At 69.9% G+C, this 24,617-nt stretch carries 24 protein-coding genes; 11 read left to right on the top strand and 13 right to left on the bottom strand.

Annotated features, from left to right (window positions below; translation table 11 throughout):
• Positions 1-59: 59 nt before the first annotated feature.
• From ACIBLA_RS07885 to ACIBLA_RS07875, 3 genes are all read right to left on the bottom strand, one after another.
• Positions 60-671, bottom strand: a complete 612-nt coding sequence (locus ACIBLA_RS07885) for a TetR family transcriptional regulator (protein ID WP_363246316.1) — start codon at positions 669-671, stop codon at positions 60-62.
• Positions 668-1,606 carry a sugar phosphate isomerase/epimerase family protein gene (locus ACIBLA_RS07880; protein ID WP_399198068.1) on the bottom strand — a complete coding sequence of 313 codons (939 nt, stop codon included), beginning with the start codon at positions 1,604-1,606 and terminating at the stop codon, positions 668-670. Before ACIBLA_RS07880 ends, ACIBLA_RS07885 begins: the two co-directional genes overlap by 4 nt.
• 150 nt (positions 1,607-1,756) lie before the next feature.
• Positions 1,757-2,695, bottom strand: coding sequence for a Ppx/GppA phosphatase family protein (locus ACIBLA_RS07875; protein ID WP_363246318.1), 939 nt, complete (start codon positions 2,693-2,695; stop codon positions 1,757-1,759).
• 39 nt (positions 2,696-2,734) lie between these two features.
• Between ACIBLA_RS07875 and ACIBLA_RS07870 the strand changes: the two genes are divergently transcribed.
• Positions 2,735-3,565 carry a hypothetical protein gene (locus ACIBLA_RS07870; protein ID WP_363246319.1) on the top strand — a complete coding sequence of 277 codons (831 nt, stop codon included), beginning with the start codon at positions 2,735-2,737 and terminating at the stop codon, positions 3,563-3,565.
• Between the two features lie 25 nt (positions 3,566-3,590).
• Here the strand turns inward: ACIBLA_RS07870 and ACIBLA_RS07865 are convergent, their stop codons facing one another.
• On the bottom strand, positions 3,591-5,492 hold the full coding sequence (locus ACIBLA_RS07865) for a hypothetical protein (RefSeq protein WP_399198067.1): 1,902 nt from the start codon (positions 5,490-5,492) through the stop codon (positions 3,591-3,593).
• A 157-nt stretch (positions 5,493-5,649) separates the two neighbouring features.
• Between ACIBLA_RS07865 and radA the strand changes: the two genes are divergently transcribed.
• Together radA and disA are read left to right on the top strand one after the other, a co-directional pair.
• Positions 5,650-7,062: a DNA repair protein RadA gene (gene radA / locus ACIBLA_RS07860; RefSeq protein ID WP_363246321.1), complete on the top strand. Its 1,413-nt coding sequence runs from the start codon at positions 5,650-5,652 to the stop codon at positions 7,060-7,062.
• 44 nt (positions 7,063-7,106) lie between these two features.
• Positions 7,107-8,240, top strand: a complete 1,134-nt coding sequence (disA, locus tag ACIBLA_RS07855; RefSeq protein WP_363246323.1) for a DNA integrity scanning diadenylate cyclase DisA — start codon at positions 7,107-7,109, stop codon at positions 8,238-8,240.
• 91 nt (positions 8,241-8,331) lie between these two features.
• Here disA and ACIBLA_RS07850 read toward each other — a convergent pair whose 3' ends face one another.
• Positions 8,332-9,183: a hypothetical protein gene (locus ACIBLA_RS07850; protein ID WP_399198066.1), complete on the bottom strand. Its 852-nt coding sequence runs from the start codon at positions 9,181-9,183 to the stop codon at positions 8,332-8,334.
• Between the two features lie 179 nt (positions 9,184-9,362).
• On the opposite strand from ACIBLA_RS07850, the gene ACIBLA_RS07845 reads away from it, so the two are divergent.
• From ACIBLA_RS07845 to cseC, 6 genes are all read left to right on the top strand, one after another.
• Entirely contained in the window at positions 9,363-10,136 is a 774-nt protein-coding gene (locus ACIBLA_RS07845) for a phosphatase PAP2 family protein (RefSeq protein ID WP_399198086.1), read from the top strand.
• A gap of 202 nt (positions 10,137-10,338) precedes the next feature.
• Positions 10,339-11,250 (top strand): A/G-specific adenine glycosylase, encoded by a 912-nt coding sequence (locus tag ACIBLA_RS07840; protein ID WP_363246325.1) that lies wholly within the window; start codon positions 10,339-10,341, stop codon positions 11,248-11,250.
• Positions 11,251-11,523: 273 nt separating this feature from the next.
• Positions 11,524-12,144 carry a SigE family RNA polymerase sigma factor gene (locus ACIBLA_RS07835; protein ID WP_399198065.1) on the top strand — a complete coding sequence of 207 codons (621 nt, stop codon included), beginning with the start codon at positions 11,524-11,526 and terminating at the stop codon, positions 12,142-12,144.
• A complete protein-coding gene (locus ACIBLA_RS07830; RefSeq protein ID WP_399198064.1) occupies positions 12,132-12,851 on the top strand; it encodes a hypothetical protein in 720 nt (239 codons plus the stop codon). Before ACIBLA_RS07835 ends, ACIBLA_RS07830 begins: the two co-directional genes overlap by 13 nt.
• A gap of 19 nt (positions 12,852-12,870) precedes the next feature.
• Positions 12,871-13,575, top strand: a complete 705-nt coding sequence (gene cseB, locus ACIBLA_RS07825) for a two-component system response regulator CseB (protein ID WP_399198063.1) — start codon at positions 12,871-12,873, stop codon at positions 13,573-13,575.
• Entirely contained in the window at positions 13,572-14,885 is a 1,314-nt protein-coding gene (cseC, locus tag ACIBLA_RS07820) for a two-component system sensor histidine kinase CseC (RefSeq protein ID WP_399198062.1), read from the top strand. Before cseB ends, cseC begins: the two co-directional genes overlap by 4 nt.
• Positions 14,886-14,897: 12 nt before the next feature.
• Here the strand turns inward: cseC and ACIBLA_RS07815 are convergent, their stop codons facing one another.
• From ACIBLA_RS07815 to ACIBLA_RS07805, 3 genes are all read right to left on the bottom strand, one after another.
• Complete coding sequence (locus tag ACIBLA_RS07815; RefSeq protein WP_363246329.1) at positions 14,898-15,344, bottom strand: VOC family protein; 447 nt, start codon at positions 15,342-15,344, stop codon at positions 14,898-14,900.
• A gap of 82 nt (positions 15,345-15,426) precedes the next feature.
• Positions 15,427-15,852 (bottom strand): helix-turn-helix transcriptional regulator, encoded by a 426-nt coding sequence (locus tag ACIBLA_RS07810; protein ID WP_363246336.1) that lies wholly within the window; start codon positions 15,850-15,852, stop codon positions 15,427-15,429.
• Positions 15,853-16,014: 162 nt separating this feature from the next.
• Positions 16,015-17,559, bottom strand: coding sequence for an MDR family MFS transporter (locus tag ACIBLA_RS07805; RefSeq protein WP_363246330.1), 1,545 nt, complete (start codon positions 17,557-17,559; stop codon positions 16,015-16,017).
• A gap of 157 nt (positions 17,560-17,716) precedes the next feature.
• On the opposite strand from ACIBLA_RS07805, the gene ACIBLA_RS07800 reads away from it, so the two are divergent.
• Positions 17,717-18,295 carry a TetR/AcrR family transcriptional regulator gene (locus tag ACIBLA_RS07800; RefSeq protein ID WP_399198061.1) on the top strand — a complete coding sequence of 193 codons (579 nt, stop codon included), beginning with the start codon at positions 17,717-17,719 and terminating at the stop codon, positions 18,293-18,295.
• Here ACIBLA_RS07800 and ACIBLA_RS07795 read toward each other — a convergent pair.
• A complete protein-coding gene (locus tag ACIBLA_RS07795; protein WP_399198060.1) occupies positions 18,285-18,977 on the bottom strand; it encodes a M23 family metallopeptidase in 693 nt (230 codons plus the stop codon). The genes ACIBLA_RS07800 and ACIBLA_RS07795 overlap by 11 nt on opposite strands.
• Before the next feature lie 482 nt (positions 18,978-19,459).
• On the bottom strand, positions 19,460-21,985 hold the full coding sequence (locus ACIBLA_RS07790; RefSeq protein WP_363241909.1) for an ATP-dependent Clp protease ATP-binding subunit: 2,526 nt from the start codon (positions 21,983-21,985) through the stop codon (positions 19,460-19,462).
• A 452-nt stretch (positions 21,986-22,437) separates the two neighbouring features.
• On the opposite strand from ACIBLA_RS07790, the gene ACIBLA_RS07785 reads away from it, so the two are divergent.
• Complete coding sequence (locus ACIBLA_RS07785; RefSeq protein ID WP_363241908.1) at positions 22,438-23,064, top strand: SCO3374 family protein; 627 nt, start codon at positions 22,438-22,440, stop codon at positions 23,062-23,064.
• Here the strand turns inward: ACIBLA_RS07785 and ACIBLA_RS07780 are convergent.
• The 3 genes from ACIBLA_RS07780 to ACIBLA_RS07770 form a co-directional block, all read right to left on the bottom strand.
• Complete coding sequence (locus ACIBLA_RS07780) at positions 23,043-23,378, bottom strand: Lsr2 family protein (RefSeq protein WP_023539576.1); 336 nt, start codon at positions 23,376-23,378, stop codon at positions 23,043-23,045. The genes ACIBLA_RS07785 and ACIBLA_RS07780 overlap by 22 nt on opposite strands.
• Positions 23,379-23,522: 144 nt before the next feature.
• Positions 23,523-24,056, bottom strand: coding sequence for an amino-acid N-acetyltransferase (locus tag ACIBLA_RS07775; protein WP_363241907.1), 534 nt, complete (start codon positions 24,054-24,056; stop codon positions 23,523-23,525).
• Positions 24,057-24,065: 9 nt separating this feature from the next.
• Positions 24,066-24,530 carry a BlaI/MecI/CopY family transcriptional regulator gene (locus tag ACIBLA_RS07770; protein ID WP_363241906.1) on the bottom strand — a complete coding sequence of 155 codons (465 nt, stop codon included), beginning with the start codon at positions 24,528-24,530 and terminating at the stop codon, positions 24,066-24,068.
• Positions 24,531-24,617: the final 87 nt, after the last annotated feature.

Raw genomic sequence — 24,617 nt, 5'->3', positions numbered from 1 at the left:
CGAGCCTACGCCCACCGCTCCAAGATCTGGACGGTCTGTCCGGAATACGGGACGACCGTTCAGCTTTCGGTCAGATACCGCTGGAGCGTCGGCGCGACCATTCTGACGATCTCCTCGGTGTCCACCGAGGCCAGCGGCTCCGCCTTGAGCACGTACCGCAGGATCGCGATCCCGATCATGTGCGAGGCCGCCAGCTCGGCGCGGAGGGTGGGGTCCGGTACGTCCAGCTCCTCCGCGATCCGCTCCAGCAGCCGCCGCAGCACGAACTTGCGCAGCAGGGCCGCCGCGACCTCGTTCGTCAGGGCGGAACGGACGATCGCGAGCAGCGGGGCGCGGGAGGCCGGGTTCTCCCACACGCTGATGAAGAAGCGCGCGAGCCGCTCGCCGATGCCGTCCTTGCCACCCGACAGCAGCGTGGGCAGGACCCGTGCCGGCTCGAAGGTGACCTCGATGGCCGCGCCGAAGACCTCTTCCTTCGTACCGAAGTAGTGATGCACGAGGGCCGGGTCGACCCCGGCGGCCTTCGCGATGCCCCGGACGGACGTCTTGTCGTAGCCGCGCTCGGCGAACTCCGTACGGGCCGCCTCCAGGATCCGCTCGCGGGCGCCGGGCCCGGTGTCCGCGTCCGAGCGCGCGGGGCGGCCACGGCGGCGCGGGGCCGTACCGGTCATGGGCGGCGGATCCGGGAGCGGCCGTGGGACAGGCGTGGCTGCGGGGGCCCGGACTCCGCAGCCGACGATCGCGACGCACCCGAGGGTCCCGACGGTCCGGGCGCCGTCGCCGGCGTGGAGGCCGAGGACGACGCCGAGGCCAGATGCAACCGGGTGAAGGCCAGCGCCTCCGCCAGGTCGGCCTCGCGTTCGGCGGAGGACATCGCACGCCGGGTGTTGACCTCGATCACGACGTTCCCGTCGAAGGAGCTGCCCGCCAGCCGTTCGAGCAGTTCGGCGCAGGGCTGGTTGCCGCGCCCCGGCACCAGGTGCTCGTCCTTCGCGGAGCCGTTGCCGTCGGCGAGATGGATGTGTCCCAGCCGGTCGCCCATGCGCTCGACCATGGACATCGCGTCGGAGCGGGCGGTGGCCGTGTGCGACAGGTCCACGGTGAAGTGCCGGTAGTCGTCCTTCGTGACGTCCCAGTCGGGGGCGTACGCGAGCACTTCACGGTCCCGGTAGCGCCACGGGTACATGTTCTCGACGGCGAAGCGCACGTCCGTCTCGTCGGCCATCCGCCAGATACCGGTGACGAAGTCGCGCGCGTACTGGCGCTGCCAGCGGAACGGCGGGTGTACGACGACGGTGGAGGCGCCCAGCCGCTCGGCGGCCGACCGCGCCCGCTGGAGCTTGGTCCACGGGTCGGTCGACCAGACCCGCTGCGTGATCAGCAGACATGGTGCGTGGATGGCCAGGACCGGCACCCGGTGATAGTCGGAGAGGCGGCGCAGGGCCTCGATGTCCTGGCTGACGGGGTCCGTCCAGACCATGACCTCCACGCCGTCGTACCCCAGGCGCCCGGCGATCTCGAACGCCGTCGCCGTGGACTCCGGATAGACGGAGGCCGTCGACAGGGCGACCTTCGCATCCGGGATGCGCACCACTGGTTCTGCCACGGAGACAGGGTACGGGCACCGGCAGGCCGCATCGCGGGCGCCGATGCGGAAAGTGACGAGTGCAACGGCCCGTCCTCCTTGGGAAGACCGCAGCTCGGACGGCCCGCCGCCTCCTCTTTGAGAAGGCGGCGATCTGACATCAGTCGGCGCTCAGCCCTCCGTCGTCGGCAGCTGGTCCAGCCTCCTCAGGATCACGCCCTCACGCAGCGCCCACGGACAGATCTCCAGCTCCTCGACGCCGAACAGATCCATCACCGCCTCGCCGACCAGCGCGCCGGCGAGCAGCTGGGGCGCCCGCCCCTCCGACACACCGGGCAGTTCGGCACGCTGCGCGGCGGTCATCGTCGTCAGCCTGGGGACCCACGCCTCCAGGGCTTTACGGGTCAGATCGCGCTGTACATAAAGCCCGTCGGCGGAGCGGGCGGCCCCGGCGATCCGTGCCAGCTGCCGGAAGGTCTTCGAGGTGGCCACGACATGGTCCGGCTCGCCGAAGCGGGTGAACTCGCCGACGTTACGGGCGATCTGCGCCCGGACATGGCGGCGCAGCGCCCGTACGTCCTGCGGGTCGGGCGGATCGCCGGGCAGCCAGCCCGCAGTGAGGCGGCCGGCGCCCAGCGGCAGGGACACGACGGCGTCCGGTTCCTCGTCGATGCCGTAGGAAATCTCCAGCGAGCCGCCGCCGATGTCCAGGACCAGCAGCTTTCCCGCCGACCAGCCGAACCAGCGGCGGGCTGCGAGGAAGGTCAGCCGGGCCTCCTCGTCACCCGTGAGGACCTGGAGGTCAACGTCCGTCTCCTCCTTGACCCTGGCGAGTACGTGGTCGGCGTTGCTCGCCTCGCGCACGGCGGACGTGGCGAACGGCAGCACCGCCTCGCACCCCTTGTCCTCGGCGGCCAGCAGCGCGTCGGCGATCGTCGCCACCAGCCGCTCGACGCCGTCGGGACCGATCGCGCCGTCCTCGTCGAGCAGTTCGGCGAGCCTCAGCTCGGTCTTGTGGGAATGGGCGGGCAGTGGGCGGGCGCCGCGATGGGCGTCGACCGCCAGCAGGTGGACGGTGTTCGAACCGACGTCGAGAACTCCGAGTCTCATGGGCGAACGCTACTGCGACGACGCGCATACGCTGGAGCCGTGCCAAAGACGAACAAGGCGAAGCCGGGCAAAGCCAGCCGCGCCAAGAAGCAGCACGAGCAGATCCCGCCCGACGAGAAGGGGCTGGATTTCGCGCGGTCCTGGGTGGAATTCCCTGATCCGGCGGACGACGAGCAGGTCTTCCGGTGCGATCTGACCTGGCTCACCTCACGGTGGGCGTGTGTCTTCGGCAGCGGTTGCCAAGGCATCGAGGCGGGCCGCGCCGACGACGGCTGCTGCACGCTGGGGGCGCACTTCTCCGACGAGGACGACGAGAAGCGGGTCGCCGGGCACGTGAAACGCCTCACGCCGGAGCTGTGGCAGTTCCACGGCGTGGGGGCGGACAGCGGCTGGACGGAGACCGACGACGAGGGCGCCCGCAAGACGCGCCGCTGGAACGGCTCCTGCATCTTCCAGAACCGGCCCGGCTTCTCCGGCGGCGCGGGCTGCGCGCTGCACATCCTGGCGCTGCGGGAGGACCGCGAGCCGCTGGAGACGAAGCCCGACGTGTGCTGGCAGCTGCCGGTCCGGCGTACGTACGACTGGATCGAGCGGCCCGACGAGTCGCGGGTGCTCCAGGTGACGATCGGCGAGTACGACCGGCGGGGCTGGGGCCCCGGCGGGCACGACCTGCACTGGTGGTGCACCTCGGCGACATCGGCGCACGGGGCGGGCGAGCCGGTGTACAAGACGTACGGGCCGGAGCTGACCGAGCTGATGGGCAAGGCGGGGTACGACACGCTGGTCGAGCTGTGCGAGGTACGGCTGGCGAGCGCGCTGCCGCTGGTCGCTCCGCACCCGGCGGATCCCGTGCAGGTGCCCGACGCCTGAGGGCGCGGGACGGCGGCGCGTTCGCTCACGGCGACGTGAGGGGCGCGGGCGGCGCGGGCGGTGTGTCCGAGCCGCCCGGGTCGCTCGGGCCGGTCGGGTCGCCGGGCGGGCTCGGGTCGTCCGAGGTGGGCGGGGGTCCGGTCGGATCCGTCGGGTCGGACGGAGTGCCCGTGCCGGGCGGCGGATCCGTGGGGGCGCTCGGCCCCGGATCGGTCGGCTCGCCCGGATCGCTCGGGCCGGGGCCGCCCGTGCCCGGCGGCGATGACGGGGGGCGGGTCGGGTGTGTCGGCCGGCCGGGACCCGGGTCCGACGAGGACGGCGGCCTGGCACCGTAACCGCTGATCGCGACCACCGACCCCGCCGGGGTCAGCCCCACGCGGGCGCGCCACGGGCCGGACGGCTCGCGCGCGTGGTCCACGTGGACGTGGACGGTGACGGACCGGCCGGGGGCGAGGGTGCCGGACGTACGGCTCAGCCGCAGCCAGGGCGCGCTGGTCCGGGCCGACCACGCGACGGGGTGGGTGCCGGTCGCGGTGAGCGTGATCCTCGTACGGTCGCCGGTCGACTCCGCAGTGACGGAGAGCCGCCCCGAGCCCGCTCCGGCGGTGCCGGGCGGGGCGCCCGTGCCGTCGCTGATGACCTCGACCGAGACGTCCGGGTCACCGCTGCCGGTGGCGAAGGGGGCGCCGGGGCGGTTCTCGGCGTTGCCCGCGTTCTCGTACGAATCCAGCGGATCGGCCGCCTGCGCGCCGCGCCGCTCGGCGTCACCGGCGCTGACGGACGTCCCGCCCTGGCCCTCGGCGGTCGGCGGCTCGCCCCGGTACGCCGCCCAGAGGGCGAGCACGGGCGCGGCGACGACGGTGGCCACGACGGTGGTCGTGACGGCACGCGCGCGCAGCCGGTCGCGGCGGGCGGCGCGGTCCTTGGGGTCCATCGGGAAGCCGTCACGGCCGAAGCGCGGGGTCGTGGCACGGGAGCGCGGCGTGTTCGTCATGGCGCCGTACGCCGCCACCCGAGGAGCTTCGACGAGCGGCAGGACGGCGGGCGACGCGGCCCAGGAGGGCACGCCGGGCGTGGCGGGCCGGGCGGCGCGCGCTGAGGCCGCCGAGCCCGGCCAGGGGCCCGCCGCCTCGGCGCGCTCGGCGGCGCGGCGGCAGCGCGGGCAGTCGTCCACGTGCCGGACCAGTTCGCGCCGGAGCGCGCTGGAGAGCAGCACCTGGTCGTCGCCGGTGAGCTGGGCGACGGCCGGACAGTTGCCCGTCTCGACGACGGCGAGCGCGGCCCTGGTGCGCTCGACCTCGCAGGCGGCGGAGTTGAGCAGTTCGCGGGCCGGCAGCGCCTCCATGGACAGGACGGCGGCGACACCGCGCGCGTCGAGCCGGTGGCGTACGGCCAGTTCGAGCGCTTCGCGCTGCTCGGGGGACGTACCGGCGGCCTCGGGCCAGGCCAGCGTGGCGAGTTCACGCCGACGGCGCGCGGCGACCTCCGGCGGGACGGCGGCCCCCGCGTCGGCTCCGGAGTGGGCTCCGGAATTCCCGACCGGCCCGCGGCGGCCCGTGTGCGCCCCCGGCCTGCTCCCGCGCCGCTCACCGAGCCGACGCAGACAGGCCCACCGGGCGAGCGCGTACAGCCAGACCCTGCGCTCCCCCTCGCCCCCCGGGCAACGCCCGTAGTGGCGCTCGGAGATGACCAGCACCTCGCCCAGCACCTCGGTCGCGGCGTCGTGGTCGCACAGCACGGAGAGGCAGTACGTGAACAACCCGTCCAGATACGGCTCGTACCGAACGGGCGGCCGGCGCGTAACGGATCGGCGCGGCTCCGAATGGCGCGGCTCCGATCGGGGCGGCTCCGATCGGGGCGGCTCCGTTCGGGGCGCACGGTGCGCGCCGGTGGTGTATGCGGGGGGCTCCAGTCTGCTGCTCGTCACCCGGCGACGGTAGACAGGGGAGCGCACGACCTTCCCCACGCTCGCCTGCTTTTAATCCTTACGGGTGAAACGACCGCTACGGCCGTTTCCTGCTCTCGCCCCCGCCCAAGTGGCCACCGCGGTAAGGGCTGTCAGTGGTCGCCTATACGGTGGCGTCATGGCTGTCGCCCGTACGAAATCCGCCAAGGACCGGCCGTCCTACCGCTGCACCGACTGCGGCTGGACGACGGTCAAGTGGCTCGGCCGCTGCCCCGAGTGCCAGGCCTGGGGCACCGTCGAGGAGTACGGCGCGCCCGCCGTACGGACGACGGCGGTCGGCCGGGTCAGCACCCCGGCCCTCCCGATCGGCCAGATCGACGGCCGGACGGCCACGGCCCGCTCGACGGGCGTGGACGAGCTGGACCGCGTCCTGGGCGGCGGCCTCGTCCCCGGAGCCGTCGTGCTGGTGGCCGGTGAGCCGGGCGTCGGCAAGTCCACGCTGCTCCTGGACGTCGCGGCGAAGGCGGCCGGCCCCGAGCACCGCACGCTGTATGTGACGGGCGAGGAGTCGGCGAGCCAGGTGCGGCTGCGCGCGGACCGCATCAAGGCGATCGACGACCATCTCTATCTCGCGGCCGAGACGGACCTCTCCGCCGTCCTCGGGCATCTCGACGCGGTCAAACCGTCGCTGCTGATCCTGGACTCCGTACAGACGGTGGCGTCGCCGGAGATCGACGGGGCGCCCGGCGGCATGGCGCAGGTCCGGGAGGTCGCCGGGGCGCTCATCCGGAACTCCAAGGAGCGGGGCATGTCCACCCTGCTCGTCGGCCATGTCACCAAGGACGGCGCGATCGCGGGCCCCCGGCTGCTGGAGCACCTGGTGGACGTCGTGCTGTCCTTCGAGGGCGACCGGCACGCGCGGCTGCGGCTGGTGCGAGGCGTCAAGAACAGGTACGGCACGACGGACGAGGTCGGCTGCTTCGAGTTGCACGACGAGGGCATCACCGGGCTCGCCGACCCTTCCGGCCTCTTCCTGACCCGCCGGGACGAGCCGGTCCCCGGCACCTGCCTCACAGTCACGCTCGAAGGCCGCCGCCCGCTCGTCGCCGAGGTGCAGGCGCTGACGGTCGACTCGCAGATCCCCTCTCCCCGGCGCACCACATCGGGCCTGGAGACGTCCCGCGTCTCGATGATGCTGGCCGTTCTCGAACAGCGCGGCCGGATCAGCGCGCTCGGCAAGCGCGACATCTACAGCGCGACGGTCGGCGGCGTGAAGCTCTCGGAACCGGCCGCCGACCTGGCGATCGCCCTGGCCCTGGCCTCGGCGGCGAGCGACACCCCGCTGCCGACGAATCTGGTCGCGATCGGCGAGGTGGGGCTCGCGGGCGAGGTCAGAAGGGTCACGGGCGTCCAGCGCAGACTGGCCGAGGCGCACCGTCTCGGCTTCACGCACGCCCTCGTCCCGACCGATCCGGGGAAGATCCCAGCCGGTATGAAGGTCACAGAAGTCGCGGACATGGGGGCGGCTCTGAGCGTGCTTCCGCGCCGGGGTCGTACGGAGGCCCCACGGGAGGGCAAGGACCGCCGGTAGACTTTGCCCTGGTCTCGCCCATCCGTACGAGCCGGAGGAGTGCAGTGGCAGCCAACGACCGGGCAGCAGCACCCGGAAAGTCCGGTGGTGGCTCCGGTGGATCCGGCACCGAAGCGCTGATGCGCGCCTCACTGAGCGCCGTGGCGCCAGGCACGGCGCTGCGTGACGGCCTGGAGCGGATCCTCCGGGGGAACACCGGCGGTCTCATCGTCCTCGGTATGGACAAGACCGTCGAGGCGATGTGCACGGGCGGCTTCGTGCTGGACGTGGAATTCACCGCGACGAGGCTCCGCGAGCTGGCCAAGCTCGACGGCGCGCTCATTCTCGACAAAGACATCACCAAGATTCTGCGGGCCGGTGTCCAGCTCGTCCCCGACGCGTCCATCCCGACCGAGGAGACCGGCACCCGCCACCGCACGGCGGACCGGGTGTCCAAGCAGTGCGGGTTCCCCGTGATCTCCGTGTCGCAGTCGATGCGGCTGATCGCGCTGTACGTGGACGGGGAGCGCCGCGTCCTGGAGGAGTCGGCGGCGATCCTGTCGCGCGCCAACCAGGCGCTGGCGACCCTTGAGCGGTACAAGCTCCGGCTGGACGAGGTCGCCGGCACGCTCTCCGCGCTGGAGATCGAGGACCTGGTGACGGTCCGAGACGTGACGGCGGTCTCGCAGCGCCTGGAGATGGTGCGCAGGATCGCCACCGAAATCGCCGAGTACGTGGTCGAGTTGGGCACCGACGGGCGTCTTCTCTCCCTCCAGCTCGACGAGTTGATCGCGGGCGTCGACCCCGAGCGTGAGCTGGTCGTACGGGACTATGTGCCCGAGCCGACGGCGAAGCGGTCCCGTACGGTCGCCGAGGCGATGACGGAGCTTGACGCGCTCTCCCACACCGAGCTGCTGGAACTGCCCGTGGTGGCCCGCGCGTTGGGCTACAGCGGCTCGCCCGAGACGCTGGACTCGGCGGTCTCGCCGCGCGGTTACCGGCTGCTGGCCAAGGTGCCGCGGCTGCCGGGCGCCATCATCGAGCGGCTGGTCGAGCACTTCGGCGGGCTGCAGAAGCTGCTGGCGGCGAGCGTCGACGATCTGCAGACGGTGGACGGCGTGGGCGAGGCGCGGGCGCGCAGCGTGCGCGAGGGCCTGTCGCGGCTGGCGGAGTCGTCCATCCTGGAGCGGTACGTCTGACGTACGCAGGAGGGCGGCAGCACCGGAACGACGGTGGTGCCGCCCTGCTACGCAAGCCGTCCTCGCGTGCTCGTCAATCCTCGCCTCGACCTCAGTCCTTGTCCAGCCGGATCGACGCCTGGCCCTGCTTCACCGTCGCGCCGGGCGCCGCCGCCTCCACCAGGTAGGTGCCGGGCTTGGCCTTGCCGGGCGGGGGTGTGGCGCACTGCGGGGCGCTCTGTGTGAGGTCCCAGGTGACGGTCCGCGTGACCGTCCCGCCGGCGGGGACCTTCAGCAACAGCCGGTCGATCTTGGGGCAGTCCTTGGAGGACCAGATCTCGTCGCTCTCGGAGTCGGTGACGGTCAGCACGACGGACTTCGGTCCGAGGTCCGCCTTGCAGTCCGTGGCGGACCCGTTGGTGGCCGTGATCTTGAACGAGGGCTTCTCGCCCGGCTCGTAGGCGACCTTCCGGCTCTCCAGCTTCAGGGACAGCGCGCTCGCCGCGCAGTCGGGGAGGCTCGATCCGACCGGTACCTGCTCGCCCGTACTGCTGCCGCTCGCACCGTCGGCGCCACCGCCGCCGTTCGCCGCGCCGCCCGCGCCGGCGGAACCGCCCGTACCACCGCTGCCGGTGTCGCCGCTGCCACTGCCGCCGCCGTCAGCGCCCGCGTCCGTACCGCCCTGGTCGCCGCCGTCGCTTCCGCCGGTCTCGCCCGACTCGTCGCGCCCGCCCGGCTGTTCGCTGATCGCGGGTCCGGATCCGGACGGTCCGGGGGTGATCGAGGGGGCGGGACCTTCGCCGTTCGCGCCGTCGTCGCGCTTCTTTCCGCCTTCGTCACCACCGGATGTGACGGCCCATACGACGAGCAACGCGAGCAGCGCGATCAGAGTCGCCGCGACTGCCCTCCGTCGCCAGTAGATGGAGGAGGGAAGCGGCCCGACCGGATTGCGCATAGATCCCACGGCGCAACTCTACGAGAGTTCAGGGCCAACTCCCGCCCCACATGCCGCTCGTCTGCCAAGTTTTACGGATCATCATCACGCGACTGCGGCCTGTGTGACCCCACTTACCACTTTCGTCAGGGTACGGCCGCCGTTGGTGAGATGCGTGAGCCGGAGTGGGGAAGGTACGGTCCGTGACCATGGACCCCTCCGTCACCAGCGGTCTTTACCGCGACATTACCGATCTCGCCCACGACTCCCCTTCCTGGGTAACGCACTTCGTCGAAATCGGGACGGAGGCCGTGATCGTCATCCTCGGCGTTCTGTTCCTCCTCAGCTGGTGGCGGACCCGGTCCGCGGACTCACGCGCCATGGCGGTAGCGGTAGTTGGGCCACTGGCGACCGCAGTCGCCTACGTGGGCAGCGAGTTGTTCAAGAGCGCCGTGCAGGAGGAGCGGCCGTGCCGCGCGGTCGCGGGCGCCGCCGCGTCGCTGGCGACCTGTCCGCCGGTCGGCGACTGGTCGTTCCCCAGCAACCACTCGACGATCGCCGGGGCGGCGGCGGTCGCGCTGGCCATCGCCTGGCGGAGGATCGCGTTCCTGACGCTTCCGCTGGCGCTCTTCGCGGCCTTCTCGCGGGTCTTCGTCGGCGTGCACTATCCGCATGACGTGGCGGTGGGGCTGGTGTTCGGCGCCGTGGTCGCGACGCTCGTCGTCCTGGCGCTGACGCGACCGGCGAGGGTGCTGATCGAGACGATGCGGACGAGCCGTACGGGAGTGGTGGTCTGGTTCGCGGGACAGGGACCGGGACAGGGACCGGTCTCGGCGCAGGCCGCGGGCGCGACCACGGGCCCGGCTCACGGGGCGATCCAGGGACCGGTCCACGGACCCGGTCCCGGCCCGGAGCCCGACCACGGTTCGGCGACAGAAACCCGCCGGCTCCGGCCGAGGGGCCGCCACGACTCGCACCTCTGAGCCGCATGCGCGATTCACGCGTGGAACATGTGGGATTCACGCGTGGTTCGTTCGTGCTTCACACACGGTTTCGCCCGACCGGCGGGTCTCGTACGAACCCCAACGCGCCCCCTTCACGCCCCCGTCACCCCCCAGCGACGCCCGGCGCACAGCGGTCGGCTGCGCCACCCCCACCCCGGAACGTGCCAGGATCGGTGCTGCCATGACTGCGACTTCTGCGACTACGGCGCCGGCTACCGACCCGGCCGCCCTCCACGACCCCGTCATCGCGTGGTTCGACGCGCACGCCCGCGACCTGCCCTGGCGCCGCCCCGACACGGGCGCCTGGGGCGTGATGGTCAGCGAGTTCATGCTCCAGCAGACCCCGGTCGCCCGGGTGCTCCCGGTGTACGAACAGTGGCTCGCGCGCTGGCCGCGCCCCGCCGACCTGGCCGCCGAGGCACCCGGCGAAGCGGTACGCGCCTGGGGCAGACTCGGCTACCCGCGCCGAGCGCTACGGCTGCACGGGGCGGCCCTGGCGATAACGGAGCGGTTCGGCGGCGACGTACCGCGCGAGCACGGCCAGTTGCTCGCGCTGCCCGGCATCGGCGAGTACACCGCCGCCGCCGTGGCCTCGTTCGCGTACGGACAACGGCATGCCGTCCTCGACACGAACGTGCGCCGTGTCTTCGCGCGCGCCGCCGCCGGCATCCAGTACCCGCCGAACGCGACGACGGCCGCCGAGCGCAAACTGGCCCGCGCGCTGCTGCCTGTGGACGAGCGGACGGCGGCCCGCTGGGCCGCCGCCTCCATGGAACTCGGCGCGCTCGTGTGCACCTCGAAGAACGAGGACTGCGCACGCTGCCCGATCGCCTCGCGGTGCGCCTGGCGGCTGGCCGGCAAACCGGCGCACCAGGGTCCCGCCCGCCGCGGCCAGACATACGCGGGTACCGACCGCCAGGTGCGCGGCAAGCTGCTCGCCGTGCTGCGCGAGGCGGTGGCGCCGGTGCCGCTCGCGGTGCTCGACGCCGTATGGGAGGAGCCGGTGCAGCGGGCCAGGGCGCTGGACGGGCTGGTGGCCGACGGGCTGGTCGAGCCGCTGGCCGACGACCTGTACCGGCTGCCGCTGAGCTGACCACGCGGCGCCGCACCGCACCGTTCCGCCACCTCCCCCACCCGTTCGCCCCCGACCCCCGGCCGGCCCTTCCGGGCCGGCCGTTCGTCTGTCTCCTCCCCCGTTGCTCGTTCGTCCGTTCCGTCCCCGCCGTTACACAACCGATGGGTCTCCGTGCGCCCGCCGAGGGCTGGCGCGCACGGCCTCGTGACAACGCCTCCGTAACTTCTGGGTCGTAGGGCGAAGACCACAGCAGCGGTACACGGTGCAGTTCAGGGGCGGGAGGCGGTTGGCATGGCGCACGGCGAGGTGCTCGAATTCGAGGAGTACGTACGCACCCGGCAGGAGGCTCTGCTGCGCAGTGCCCGGCGGCTGGTCCCCGACCCCGTCGACGCCCAGGACCTGCTCCAGACCGCTCTGGCCCGTACGTACGGCCGCTGGGACGGCATCGCCGACAAGTCGCTCGCCGACGCGTATCTGCGGCGCGTCATGATCAACACCCGTACGGAGTGGTGGCGGGCGCGCAAGCTCGAAGAGGTGCCGACCGAGCAGCTGCCCGAGCCCTGTGTCGAGGACGGCTCCGAGCAGCGCGCCAACCGCGCCCTGCTCGTCGACATCCTCGGCGTCCTGGCGCCGAAGCAGCGCAGCGTCGTCGTACTGCGGCACTGGGAGCAGATGAGTACGGAGGAGACGGCGGCGGCGCTCGGAATGTCTACCGGTACGGTGAAGAGCACGCTGCACCGGGCTCTCGCCAAACTCCGCGAGGAGCTGGAGGCCCGTGAGCTGGAGCGACGCGACGCGGAGCGCCGGACGCCGGGGAACCGGCGGCCCGCGCACCCCACGCCGCGCGCCGTCGCTCCGGAGCGTGCAGGTTATCGTCGCGACGGACGGGGGCAGGAGCGGTGCGCGGCCTGAAGCGCCACGGAGAGGCTACGAGCGACGGGATCACGCCCACGCAGGGCCGTCCTCCGAGGCAGGTGACCCTGACGGCGACGACCGCCACCGGCGGTGTGGCGCTGGCCGCGCTCGTCGCCTTCGCCCTGTTCGCCCTCGGCTGCTCCACGAGCACGACCGGCACCCGCGACGAAGGTGCCGCTGTCGTCGCCAGCCCCGAGCCCGCCGGGCCGCCGACCTCCGAGCCGTCGGCCGTGCCCGCCCAGGAGATCGACCCGGTGGATCTCATACGGCGGGACCCCAAGGTGAGCGGGCAGGTCAAGGCCGACCTCAAGCCGTGCGCCAAGGACGCCTACCCGGTCGACACCTCGTACGGGAATCTGACCGGCGGCGACGTGCCTGACGTGGTGGTCAACGTGATGACCTGCGACGACGCCGTGGGGCTGGGGACATACGTCTACCGCGAGTCCGACCGGAGTTACGAGAACGTCTTCTCCTCCGAGGAACCCGCCGTCTACGCCACGATCGACCGTGGTGAGCTGGTGGTGACCCGCCAGGTGTACGCGAAGGGCGACCCCGTGGCGTATCCGTCCGGCGAGGACGTCGTCACCTACACCTGGGCCGACACGAGATTCACCGAGCGCTACCGGGTGCGCAACCACTACAGCGGAGCGGTCGGCAACGGCCCCGCGGACGCCCCCGCGCCGTCCCCGACGAGCGACGACTGAGAGAGCTGAGAGCTGCCGGATGGTGGAGACCCATGTCCTGTTCGTCGAGGACGACGACGTCATTCGCGAGGCCACCCAGCTCGCGCTGGAGCGCGACGGCTTCGTGGTGACGGCCATGCCGGACGGCCTCTCCGGTCTGGAGGCGTTCCGGGCCGACCGGCCGGACATCGCGCTGCTCGATGTGATGGTGCCGGGCCTCGACGGGGTCAGTCTCTGCCGCCGGATCAGGGACGAGTCGACCGTCCCCGTGATCATGCTGTCGGCGCGCGCCGACTCGATCGACGTGGTGCTGGGCCTGGAGGCGGGGGCCGACGACTACGTGACCAAGCCCTTCGACGGCGCCGTGCTCGTCGCCCGGATCCGCGCGGTGCTGCGCCGCTTCGGGCACGCGGGCCGGCCCGCCGGGGAGCACGGCGGGCCGGAGCGGGCGGACGAGCACGGCGCGCGGTCCTTCGGCGATCTGGAGATCGACATCGAGGGCATGGAGGTGCGCAAGGGAGGTGAGCCGGTGGCGCTGACGCCTACCGAGATACGGCTGCTGATCGAGTTCTCGGCTGCTCCGGGCACCGTCCTGTCCCGTGACAAGCTGCTCGAACGTGTCTGGGACTACGGCTGGGGCGGTGACACGCGAGTGGTGGACGTTCATGTGCAGCGGCTGCGCACGAAGATCGGGCAGGACCGGATCGAGACGGTCCGCGGCTTCGGCTACAAACTCAAGGCATGAAGCGGTTCGCCCTGCGCACCGGCGTCCGGTGGAAGATCAGCATCGCGATCGCGGCGGTCGGCGCCCTCATCGCGACGGCCCTGAGCCTTGTCGTGCACAACGCGGCTCAGCTCTCGATGCTGGACAACGCCCGCGAGGTGCAGCTGGAGCGGCTGCTGTTCGCACAGCGCATGTACGACTCGACGCACGAGCTGAAGTTCGGTACGAAACTGAACGACCCCGCGCTCCCCGACGACCTGCGGGACAAGGTGCAGCAGGGCAGACGCGCGACATACATACATGACGCGGCGGACGGGACACCCGACGTCTGGGCGGCCGTGCCGCTGGAGAACGGTGTGCTCTCCCTGCACAGCAAGTTCGCCGACCGCTCAGCGACGATCATGAATGATCTCGACCGCGCCCTGCTGATCGGCTCGGTCTGCGTGGTCGTCGGCGGCTCCGCGCTGGGCGTACTGATCGGCGGACAGCTCTCGCGCCGGCTGCGCAAGGCTGCGGCTGCCGCGGGCAAGGTGGCACAGGGCAACACGGATGTACGCGTACGGGAAGCGGTCGGCGGAGTCGTACGGGACGAGACCGACGAGCTGGCCCGCGCGGTCGACGCCCTGACGGACGCGCTGAACGAACGCATCGAGGCGGAGCGCCGGGTCACCGCCGATATCGCGCACGAGCTGCGTACGCCGGTGACGGGCCTGCTGACGGCCGCCGAGCTGCTGCCTCCCGGTCGCCCCACCGAGCTGGTGAGGGACCGGGCGCAGGCCATGCGGACGCTGGTCGAGGACGTCCTCGAAGTCGCCCGACTCGACAGCGCGTCGGAACGCGCCGAACTCCAGGAGATAGCGCTCGGCGAGTTCGTCAGCAGGCGGGTGGCGCTGCTCGACCCCGATGTGCGGATCCGGGTCCTGCACGACTCATGGGTGAGCACCGACCCGCGCCGGCTGGAGCGCATCCTCGGCAATCTCCTGGCCAACGCGGCCAAGCACGGCGGCACACCGGTGGAGGTGACCGTCGAGGGCCGGGTGGTGCGCGTACGCGACCACGGTCCGGGCTTCCCCGACGCGCTGCTGCGGGAGGGGCCGAGCCGGTTCCGTACGGGCGCGAGCGACCGCGCGGGCCACGGCCACGGCCTGGGGCTGACCATCGCCGCCGGTCAGGCGCGCGTCCTCGGGGCGAGGCTGACCTTCCGCAATGCGGCACCGGAAGGCCTGACGCCCGGCCCGGACGAGACGGGCGGCGCGATCGCGGTCCTCTGGCTCCCCGAGCACGCCCCGACGACGACGGGCAGCTTCCCGATGATCAAGCTCCCGGACTGACGGCCCGATGGATCATGACGACCACTCCTTCTCCAGGTCGAGGTCACCCTCCTTGGCCTGGGTGAACGAGAACCAGTTCCCCGAGTCGTCGCGGAAGATCGCCTCCGTGCCGTACGGACGCTCCTGCGGCTCCTGTATGAACTCCACGCCCTTCGCCTTCAGCTTCTCGTAGTCCCCGTGGATGTCGTCGGTGGCGAGCACGCCCGCGCCCAGCATGCCCTTGCTGACGAGCGTCCGGATCGCTGCGGCGGACTCCTCGTCCGCCGCGGGCCCGCCCGGCAGCATCAGGGTCAGCACCACATCGGGCTGGTCCTTGGCGCCGACCGTCAGCCAGCGCATCCCACCCTCGCCCAGGGTCATGTCCGTGCGGACCTCCAGGCCGAGCTTGTCGACGTAGAACTCCTTGGCCCGTTCCTGGTCGAGCACCCAGACGGTGGAGATGACGAGACCCTTGATCATGACGTGCTCCTCGCAGAGATGTGCCGTACCCGGACCGCTCGCGTGGCCCGTGCTTCCTCTCCCACCGTAGGCAGGGGCGAGGTCAGCGGGCTTCTCCAGAATTGCGGTCCTCGCCGGGCCGGTCAGGGGCCGCCGGGCGCGGTGGCGCGCCCGTGTCCCGGTGGGGGAAGCCACCGGCCCACAGCATCGCGTAACACCCCGGTATGAGCGCGGCCCCGCGTCCCGCGTGCTTGGCGCGATACGCGCTCGGAGTGCTGCCGGTCTGCTCCTTGAAGCGCTTCGAGAAGGTGCCGAGGCTGCTGAAGCCCACCAGGACGCAGATCTCGGTGACCGTGAGATTCGCCGAGCGCAGCAGCTCCTCGGCGCGCTCTATGCGCCTGCGGGAGAGATAGCGGCCGGGCGTCTGCCCGTACACCGCCTTGAAGGCCCGCACGAAGTGATACCGCGAATATCCGGCATGAGCGGCGATCGCGTCCAGGTCGAGGGGGCTCGCCCAGTCGCGGTCCATGGCGTCCTTGGCCAGACGCAGCTGCCGCAGGTGCGTGAGGGGCACCTGCGGCGGCTGACCTGCTTGTGTACTGTCCACGTCTTCGATGCTGGCACGCTGCACTGACAACGGCCCCCCGCCGTCCACAGCGGCCTGACGCGGTCCTTTAAGCGGACTGCGCGGCTAAGCGGCCTGCGAGGCCTTTTCGGGACCGGCACCCCGCAGCGGGACCTCCTTGACGAAGAACGCCGCGAGGAAGCCGATCACGGCGACCGCACCGGCCAGCAGGAAAGCCACGTGCGTACCGGACGAGACGGCGATCTGGTACGCCTCACGCGCCGCGTCCGGCAGCTTGGCCAGGCTCGCCGCGTCGAGCTGCGCCGACTGCTGGGTCACCGCGTCACCGCCGCGCGCCGCCATCTCCTCCTGCACCTTGCTGGTGAACAGCGCGCCCATGATGGCCACGCCGAAGGAGCTGCCGAGCGTACGGAAGAGGGTGGTGGAGGACGAGGCGACGCCCATGTCTTTCGGCTCGGCGCTGTTCTGCGCCACGAGCATGGTGATCTGCATCAGGAAGCCCATACCGGCGCCGAGGACGGCCATGTAGACGCCGGAGGTGAGGCGGGAGGTCCCGATGTCCATCTGCGCGAGCAGGAAGAGGCCGGTGACCATCAGGGCGCCTCCCGCGATGGGGAAGATCTTGTACTTGCCGGTGTTGGTGGTGACCCGGCCCGCGAAGAGCGAGACGACCATCATCGACAGCAGCATCGGCAGGAGCAGCAGACCGGAGTTGGTCGCCGAGGCGCCCTGCACGGACTGCTGGTAGAGCGGCAGGAAGAGGACGGCTCCGAACATCACGAAGCCGGTCAGGAAGCCGATCACCTGCATCAGGCTGAAGTTGCGGTTGCGGAATATGTGCAGCGGCATGATCGGCTCGGGCGCCTTGGTCTGCACGTACACGAAGGCGGTGAGGGTGACGACGCCGATGGCGATCAGCTCCATGATCACCGGGGAGCTCCAGTCGTACTCCGTACCGCCCCAGGTGGTGACCAGCACGATCGCGGTGATACCGACCGTGAGCAGGGCGGCGCCGAGATAGTCGATCTTGCGCTTGGTCCGCTCCACGGCGGGCAGGTGCAGCACAGTCACGATCATCGCGAGGGCGACGGCGCCGAGCGGCAGGTTGATGTAGAAGCTCCAGCGCCAGCCGAGGTGGTCGGTGATGGTGCCGCCGACCAGCGGTCCGCCGATCATGGCGAGGGCCATCACGCCGGCCATCATGCCCTGGTACTTGCCGCGCTCACGGGGCGGGATGAGGTCACCGATGATCGCCATGACGCCGACCATGAGTCCGCCTGCGCCCAGGCCCTGGACGGCGCGGAAGCCGATGAGCTGGCCCATGTCCTGGGCCATGCCGCTGAGCGCGGAGCCGATGAGGAAGATGACGATGGAGAGCAGGAAGATCTTCTTCCGCCCGTACATGTCGCCGATCTTCCCCCAGATCGGGGTCGACGCGGCGGTGGCGAGGGTGTAGGCGGTGACCACCCAGGACAGGTGCTCCAGCCCGCCCAGCTCGCCGACTATGGTCGGCATCGCGGTGCCGATGATCATGTTGTCCAGCATGGCCAGCAGCATCGCGATCATGAGCGCGAGCAGAACCACCCGCACGCTGCGCGGCTGTGGCTCCGCCTTCTCTCTCTGTTCCGACCCCACCGTGTCGAGTGACATGGTCCCCCACTCCCCTGTTCCTGGTCCGTTCTTGGTTCTGTCCATCTGTGGTGCTGTCGTTCCAGCACTTACTTGCCGACCGGCAAGTTAAGTACACTCGGGAACGTAGACCTGTCACTTGCCGGTCGTCAAGTAAGTAATTTTCGGGAGAGCAGTCATGGGCAGCACAGCGCAGCCACGCCGGGGCAACACCCGCCAGCGCATCCAGGATGTCGCGCTGGAACTCTTCGCCGAGCAGGGCTACGAGAGGACCTCACTGCGCGAGATCGCCGAGCACCTCGACGTCACCAAGGCCGCTCTCTACTACCACTTCAAGACCAAGGAAGACATCCTGATCAGCCTCTTCCAGGATCTGGCCCGGCCGATGGACGAGCTGATCGCCTGGGGCGAGACCCAGCCGCGGACCCTGGAAGTGAAGAAGGAGATCCTGCACCGCTACAGCGTCGCGCTCACCGCCGCCGCGCCCCTGTTCCGCTTCATGCAGGAGAACCAGGCGGCGATGCGCGACCTGAGCGTGGGAGAGACCTTCAAGAGCCGCATGCTGCGGCTGATGGAACTCCTCAAGCAGCCCGAGGGCACGATGACCGACCGGGTGCGCTGCTTCACCGCGATCTTCACGATGCACGCCGGCATGTTCGCCCTCAAGGACGTCGAAGGCGACCCCGAGGAGAAGCAGAAAGCCATCCTCGAGGTCGCCACCGATCTGCTGGTGCGCTCTCAGGGGGTCACAGAGTGACACCGGCGGCGTGCAGGAACGTCACCGGGTTGATCGCGCTGCCGTAGTTCGGGGTCGTACGGATCTCGAAGTGCAGGTGCGGGCCGCTCGAATTACCGGTGTTGCCGGAGAGCGCGATGCTCTGACCCTTGCCGACCTTCTGGCCGACGTTCACCTTCACCTTGGACAGGTGCGCGTACTGGGAGTACTTCGCGCCCTTGCCGGTGCCGTGCTTGACGACTATCGCGTTGCCGTACGCGGGACCGTCACCGGCACCGTTGGGGCCGGCCTTCACGACGGTGCCCGTGTGCGCGGCCTTCACGTTCGTGCCGACGGAGACGGCGAAGTCCTGGCCCGAGTGCTTGCTGGCCCACATGCCGCCACCGCGGCCGTAGGTGGCGCTCAGTTCGTACTTGGAGACCGGCTTGGCCCAGGTCGGGTGGCGTTTGGTCTTCTTTTCCTTCTTTTCCTTCTTGTCCTTCGCCTTGTCGGCGGCCTTGTCCGTGCTCGCCTTGTCCGTGCTCGCCTTGTCCGCCTGCTTGTCGGCGGCCACGGTGGCCGAGGCCTTGGTGGCGCCGTCGTCGCCGCTGTTCGCGGCGAAAGCGACGCCCACTCCGAGCGCAGTCGACACTCCGAGTCCGGCGGCCAGGACGGCGGCACGGGTACGGAGAGTGGACTGGCGGGGCGTGGTGCGCTGCGACATTGAGAAACCTCCGGGCATCAATGGACCCGGCACTCGGGGCACCGGGCGGTGGCTTGCCCCACCTTGGTAACCCGACCGCCCATCACACCCCAAACCACCCATCTACGACATCTCGTCGTAGTCACCTCAGTGGCAACTCGACCCCTTGACGACCTGAAGCATCCCGCCCGCTCGATCCGAAATGTCCGAGTTAAATACTGTTTACCCGCACGTCAGGAGGGTGCGCATCCGGTGACCGACCGGGCCCTCACCCCGTCCCGAAGGCCCGGGACCAAGGTCCCGAGACCGACCTTTCCGAAAGTCCCGCCGGAATCACCCGCTTCACCACTATTCCGGGTCGTAGGCCGGGAAACGGGTGTGCGGCTTGTCACGGCGAAGGCCCTCGTGAGGGCACGACAGAGGGGTGGCCCGGAACCAGTTACGGTTCCGGGCCACCCCTCGTGCTGGGCTCAGTCGCGCCTCAGCCTTGCTTCAGCGTCGGCTCACGCTTCCTTCGTCAGGTTCGGACCGGCGCCGCCGGCCGCCTGCTCGATCGGCGGGACGTCGGGCAGTGCCGACTTCTCCTCGCCACGGAAGCTGAACTGCTTCTCGTCGCCCTCACCCTCGGTGTCCACAACCACGATGTGACCGGGGCGCAGCTCACCGAAGAGGATCTTCTCGGAGAGGATGTCCTCGATCTCGCGCTGGATCGTCCGGCGCAGCGGCCGGGCGCCCAGAACGGGGTCGTAGCCCTTCTTGGCGAGCAGCGCCTTCGCGTTCGGGCTGAGCTCAAGGCCCATGTCCCGGTCCTTCAGGCGCTCGTCCACCTTGTGGATCATGAGGTCGACGATCTGGATGATGTCTTCCTCGGTGAGCTGGTGGAAGACGACCGTGTCGTCCACACGGTTGAGGAACTCGGGCCGGAAGTGCTGCTTGAGCTCTTCGTTGACCTTGTTCTTCATCCGCTCGTAGTTGGACTTGGTGTCGCCCTGGGCGGCGAAGCCCAGGTTGAACCCCTTGGAGATGTCCCTGGTCCCGAGGTTGGTCGTCATGATGATGACCGTGTTCTTGAAGTCCACGACCCGGCCCTGGGAGTCGGTCAGCCGACCGTCCTCCAGGATCTGCAGAAGGGAATTGAAGATATCGGGGTGGGCCTTCTCGACCTCGTCGAAGAGGACGACGGAGAACGGCTTCCGGCGCACCTTCTCGGTGAGCTGGCCGCCCTCTTCGTACCCGACGTATCCGGGGGGAGAACCGAAGAGACGCGACACCGTGTGCTTCTCGCTGAACTCCGACATGTCGAGGGAGATCAGCGCGTCCTCGTCGCCGAAGAGGAATTCGGCGAGCGTCTTGGAGAGCTCCGTCTTACCGACTCCGGAGGGGCCGGCGAAGATGAACGAGCCACCGGGACGCTTGGGGTCCTTCAGACCCGCCCGCGTACGCCGGATGGCCTGGGAGAGCGCCTTGATGGCGTCCTTCTGGCCGATGACGCGCTTGTGGAGCTCGTCCTCCATACGGAGCAGCCGCGAGGACTCCTCCTCGGTGAGCTTGAAGACCGGGATGCCCGTGGCGGTCGCCAGGACCTCGGCGATCAGCTCCTCGTCCACCTCGGCGACGACGTCCATGTCGCCGGCCTTCCACTCCTTCTCCCGCTTGGTCTTCGCGGCCAGCAGCTGCTTCTCCTTGTCGCGGAGCGAAGCTGCCTTCTCGAAGTCCTGGGAGTCGATGGCCGACTCCTTGTCGCGGCGGACGTTCGCGATCTTCTCGTCGAACTCGCGGAGGTCCGGCGGAGCGGTCATCCGGCGGATACGCATCCGTGAGCCGGCCTCGTCGATCAGGTCGATCGCCTTGTCCGGCAGGAAGCGGTCCGAGATGTAGCGGTCGGCGAGCGTCGCGGCTGCGACCAGCGCGGAGTCCGTGATGGACACGCGGTGGTGCGCCTCGTAACGGTCCCGCAGACCCTTGAGGATCTCGATGGTGTGCGGCAGCGACGGCTCGGCCACCTGGATCGGCTGGAAGCGGCGCTCCAGCGCGGCGTCCTTCTCCAGGTGCTTGCGGTACTCGTCGAGGGTCGTCGCGCCGATGGTCTGGAGCTCTCCACGGGCGAGCATGGGCTTCAGGATCGAAGCCGCGTCGATCGCGCCCTCGGCGGCGCCCGCACCCACCAGGGTGTGCAGCTCGTCGATGAACAGGATGATGTCGCCGCGGGTGCGGATCTCCTTGAGGACCTTCTTCAGCCGCTCCTCGAAGTCACCTCGGTAGCGGGAGCCCGCGACCAGGGCGCCGAGGTCCAGGGTGTAGAGGTGCTTGTCCTTGAGGGTCTCGGGCACCTCGCCCTTGACGATGGCCTGGGCCAGTCCCTCGACGACCGCCGTCTTGCCGACGCCGGGCTCGCCGATGAGGACCGGGTTGTTCTTCGTACGGCGGGACAGCACCTGCATGACCCGCTCGATCTCCTTCTCGCGCCCGATGACCGGGTCGAGCTTGGACTCACGGGCGGCCTGGGTGAGATTCCTGCCGAACTGGTCCAGGACGAGGGAGGTCGAGGGCGTGCCCTCGGCCGGGCCGCCGGCGGTGGCGGCCTCCTTGCCCTGGTAACCGGAGAGCAGTTGGATGACCTGCTGCCGCACCCGGTTGAGATCGGCGCCCAGCTTCACGAGGACCTGGGCGGCGACGCCCTCGCCCTCGCGGATCAGGCCGAGCAGGATGTGCTCGGTGCCGATGTAGTTGTGGCCGAGCTGAAGGGCCTCGCGGAGCGACAGCTCCAGGACCTTCTTGGCACGGGGCGTGAAGGGGATGTGGCCGGACGGAGCCTGCTGGCCCTGCCCGATGATCTCCTCCACCTGCTGGCGGACCGCCTCGAGCGAAATCCCGAGGCTCTCCAGGGCCTTAGCGGCGACACCCTCACCCTCGTGGATAAGGCCCAGGAGGATGTGCTCGGTGCCGATGTAGTTGTGGTTGAGCATCCGGGCTTCTTCCTGAGCCAGGACGACAACCCGCCGCGCGCGGTCGGTGAACCTCTCGAACATCGTTAATCGCTCCTCAGAGCGGTCAGGCAGTAAAGGGGTCGGTCCCCTCCCTGTCCTTCCGCAGCTTAGTCCCGCAAGCGGGGACCGCTCATTCCAACTGCCGACATCCGCCGTGATCACCCCGCCATCGGCGGCGAACTTTCCTCACGAACAGCCGACACCTGCTCCAACCTGATGGTGCGAGACGATGTTCCCGCAGGCCAGACAGATACCCCCGCTATCGGTACGCCGATGGCGAACGTGAGACGTCCAGGACCGCGTGTCGCCCCTCCCCACTAGGAATGTCTTACCCGTAAGCACCGACAGTCCATGCGGCGCACCCTGGTTCGCTCCGCTACGGGCGAACACCCTTGCACTCCCGAATGCTTCCGCACGCCCCCATGGCGAACACATGGAGCGACCGCACATCAACACCGCGTAACTCATTGCCAGGGCGGGGAGTTGGTCCGTGCATGGCCGTTCCCTTCCCGCTTCCCCGCGCGCCGCTGCCGGTCGAAGGCGGCAGCGCCCTCTGGTACGAGCACGAGCTGGGCTGGGCCACGGCGTCGGGGCCGCCGGTCGCGCTGCTGACCGGGCTCCGCTTCGACGCGCTGGACCTGCCGGCCGCGGCGGGCGCCGCGGTGCTGCGGCGGATCGACGCGTCTGGGACCGGGCCGGTGGCGCTCGTGGACGGCCGGATGCTGCTGTTGGTGGCCGCGGGCGGCGCGGACGAACTGCCGGGGCTGCTCGACTGGCTGGAGTGGGGCGGCGTCGCGCTCGATCTGACGGCCGTCGGTGCCGACGGCCGGATGACCGCTCCGGAGCCGCCGGGCAGGGCGGCAGGCGGGCGTCTCGGGGCGGAGCAGGGGGCCGCCGTGTGGCTGCGGCCCCCCGAGCCGGGACGCGAGGTGGAACCGACGCTGCCGGCTCTCACTCATTTCGGACACGGGCCCGGAGGCAGTGCCGGACTCGGGGACAGGGGTGGGGATGTCCCCGATCTCGTTCGACTCGTGGACACGGCGGCGACGGAGTGCCACCGGGCCCGATTGCTTCGTGGAGAATCGACGGGTACGAAATCTCAGCCGTTGGCCTTCTCGTAGGCTTCGCGGATCTCGGCCGGAACGCGACCGCGATCGTTGACGCTGTAGCCGTTCTCCTTGGCCCACTTGCGAATTTCCGCGGTGTCCTTGTTCCCACCCGCGGCGGCGCGGCCCTTGCCACGGCCACCGGCGGCGCGGCCACCGGTACGACGGCCACTCTTGGTGTACGGGTCGAGCAGCCCACGGAGCTTGTCGGCATTCGCGTTCGTGAGGTCGATCTCGTAGGTCTTGCCGTCCAGCGCGAACGTGACGGTCTCGTCGGCCTCGCCACCGTCGAGGTCGTCAACAAGAAGGACCTGAACCTTCTGTGCCACCGGTTTTCCTTTCATCGAAAATGCAGTACGCCGAAAGGAAACCGCTTTTCTCAGGAAAACACAAACCCCCGGCAGAGGTTCTGTAGCACAAGAACACGGGAAACGTGCGCGATTCGGACATAGGGTTCCGGGTTCTTCCGCCGCTCACAGGTGCAGAAGCATGCGGCTGTTACCCAAGGTGTTCGGCTTCACCCGTTCGAGACCGAGGAACTCGGCGACACCCTCGTCATAGGAACGCAGCAGCTCGCTGTAGACATCTCCGTCGACAGGAGTCTCACCGATCTCCACGAAGCCGTGCTTGATGAAGAAGTCAACTTCGAAGGTGAGACAGAATACGCGCCGCACACCGAGCCACCGGGCGGTCTGCAACAGTTTGTCGAGCACATGCCGTCCGATGCCGTCACCCCGGAAGCGCGGATCCACCGCGAGTGTGCGCACTTCGGCGAGGTCTTCCCACATCACATGGAGTGCGCCGCAGCCGACGACCGTCGCGTCGTCGTCGCGTTCGGCGACCCAGAACTCCTGGATGTCCTCGTAAAGCGTCACCGTCGCTTTGTCGAGCAGGATGCCTTGACTCACGTACGGGTCGACGAGCCGACGGACCGCAGTCACATCGCTCGTCCTGGCCCGCCGGACGGTGATGGCATTTGCCGTGGCTTTCGGAACCTCACAGGACATGACTGGACGCTATCGCCCTGCGGGATGCTCTCGGTCGGCGCCCTCGGACGGGACTTCGGTGGGGACTTCGGTGGGGACTTCGCCGGACGCGGTCTCGGCGGTGTCTTCAGGCCGGTCGACGCGCACCATACGGACCGCGTCCTCCAGGGCGTCGCGCTGCGCCGGCGACATCATCCCGAAGAAGGCGACAAGAGCCGCCGCCGGGTTGTCACTCTTCGACCAGGCTTCGTTCATCAGGGCCGCCGCGTAGGCGGCGCGCGTGGAGACCGCCGTATATCTATAGGCGCGGCCGTCGACTTCCCTGCGCACCCAGCCCTTCTGATGGAGATTGTCCATTACGGTCATGACGGTCGTGTAGGCGATGGACCGTTCCCGCTGAAGGTCTTCGAGCACTTCCCTGACGGTGACCGGACGGTTCCATTGCCAGACGCGACTCATGACGGCGTCTTCCAGGTCTCCCAATTGACGGGGCACATCGTCACCATAGTGCGAGATGTCTGAATGGCCGGTTATTGACGTTACAAAGAGGACGTACGACGTGGCGGAAGTCGTACGTCCTGA

Source organism: Streptomyces sp. NPDC050433 (genome assembly GCF_044458565.1).
Taxonomy (GTDB): Bacteria; Actinomycetota; Actinomycetes; order Streptomycetales; family Streptomycetaceae; genus Streptomyces.
Note: the sequence above shows the minus strand (reverse complement) of the source record. Positions and strands in the feature narration are given on the sequence as shown.

What these genes read in the sequence shown, in the direction of transcription:
- ACIBLA_RS07840 (WP_363246325.1), top strand. Translation starts at nt 10,339, where the DNA reads ATGACTGCGACTTCTGCGACTACGGCGCCGGCTACCGACCCGGCCGCC.
- cseB (WP_399198063.1), top strand. Translation starts at nt 12,871, where the DNA reads ATGGTGGAGACCCATGTCCTGTTCGTCGAGGACGACGACGTCATTCGC.
- ACIBLA_RS07815 (WP_363246329.1), bottom strand. Translation starts at nt 15,344, where the DNA reads ATGATCAAGGGTCTCGTCATCTCCACCGTCTGGGTGCTCGACCAGGAA.
- ACIBLA_RS07845 (WP_399198086.1), top strand. Translation starts at nt 9,363, where the DNA reads ATGGACCCCTCCGTCACCAGCGGTCTTTACCGCGACATTACCGATCTC.
- ACIBLA_RS07795 (WP_399198060.1), bottom strand. Translation starts at nt 18,977, where the DNA reads ATGTCGCAGCGCACCACGCCCCGCCAGTCCACTCTCCGTACCCGTGCC.
- radA (WP_363246321.1), top strand. Translation starts at nt 5,650, where the DNA reads ATGGCTGTCGCCCGTACGAAATCCGCCAAGGACCGGCCGTCCTACCGC.
- ACIBLA_RS07785 (WP_363241908.1), top strand. Translation starts at nt 22,438, where the DNA reads ATGGCCGTTCCCTTCCCGCTTCCCCGCGCGCCGCTGCCGGTCGAAGGC.
- ACIBLA_RS07800 (WP_399198061.1), top strand. Translation starts at nt 17,717, where the DNA reads ATGGGCAGCACAGCGCAGCCACGCCGGGGCAACACCCGCCAGCGCATC.
- ACIBLA_RS07790 (WP_363241909.1), bottom strand. Translation starts at nt 21,985, where the DNA reads ATGTTCGAGAGGTTCACCGACCGCGCGCGGCGGGTTGTCGTCCTGGCT.
- ACIBLA_RS07835 (WP_399198065.1), top strand. Translation starts at nt 11,524, where the DNA reads ATGGCGCACGGCGAGGTGCTCGAATTCGAGGAGTACGTACGCACCCGG.
- ACIBLA_RS07885 (WP_363246316.1), bottom strand. Translation starts at nt 671, where the DNA reads ATGACCGGTACGGCCCCGCGCCGCCGTGGCCGCCCCGCGCGCTCGGAC.
- cseC (WP_399198062.1), top strand. Translation starts at nt 13,572, where the DNA reads ATGAAGCGGTTCGCCCTGCGCACCGGCGTCCGGTGGAAGATCAGCATC.
- ACIBLA_RS07875 (WP_363246318.1), bottom strand. Translation starts at nt 2,695, where the DNA reads ATGAGACTCGGAGTTCTCGACGTCGGTTCGAACACCGTCCACCTGCTG.
- ACIBLA_RS07775 (WP_363241907.1), bottom strand. Translation starts at nt 24,056, where the DNA reads ATGTCCTGTGAGGTTCCGAAAGCCACGGCAAATGCCATCACCGTCCGG.
- ACIBLA_RS07810 (WP_363246336.1), bottom strand. Translation starts at nt 15,852, where the DNA reads ATGGACCGCGACTGGGCGAGCCCCCTCGACCTGGACGCGATCGCCGCT.
- ACIBLA_RS07805 (WP_363246330.1), bottom strand. Translation starts at nt 17,559, where the DNA reads ATGTCACTCGACACGGTGGGGTCGGAACAGAGAGAGAAGGCGGAGCCA.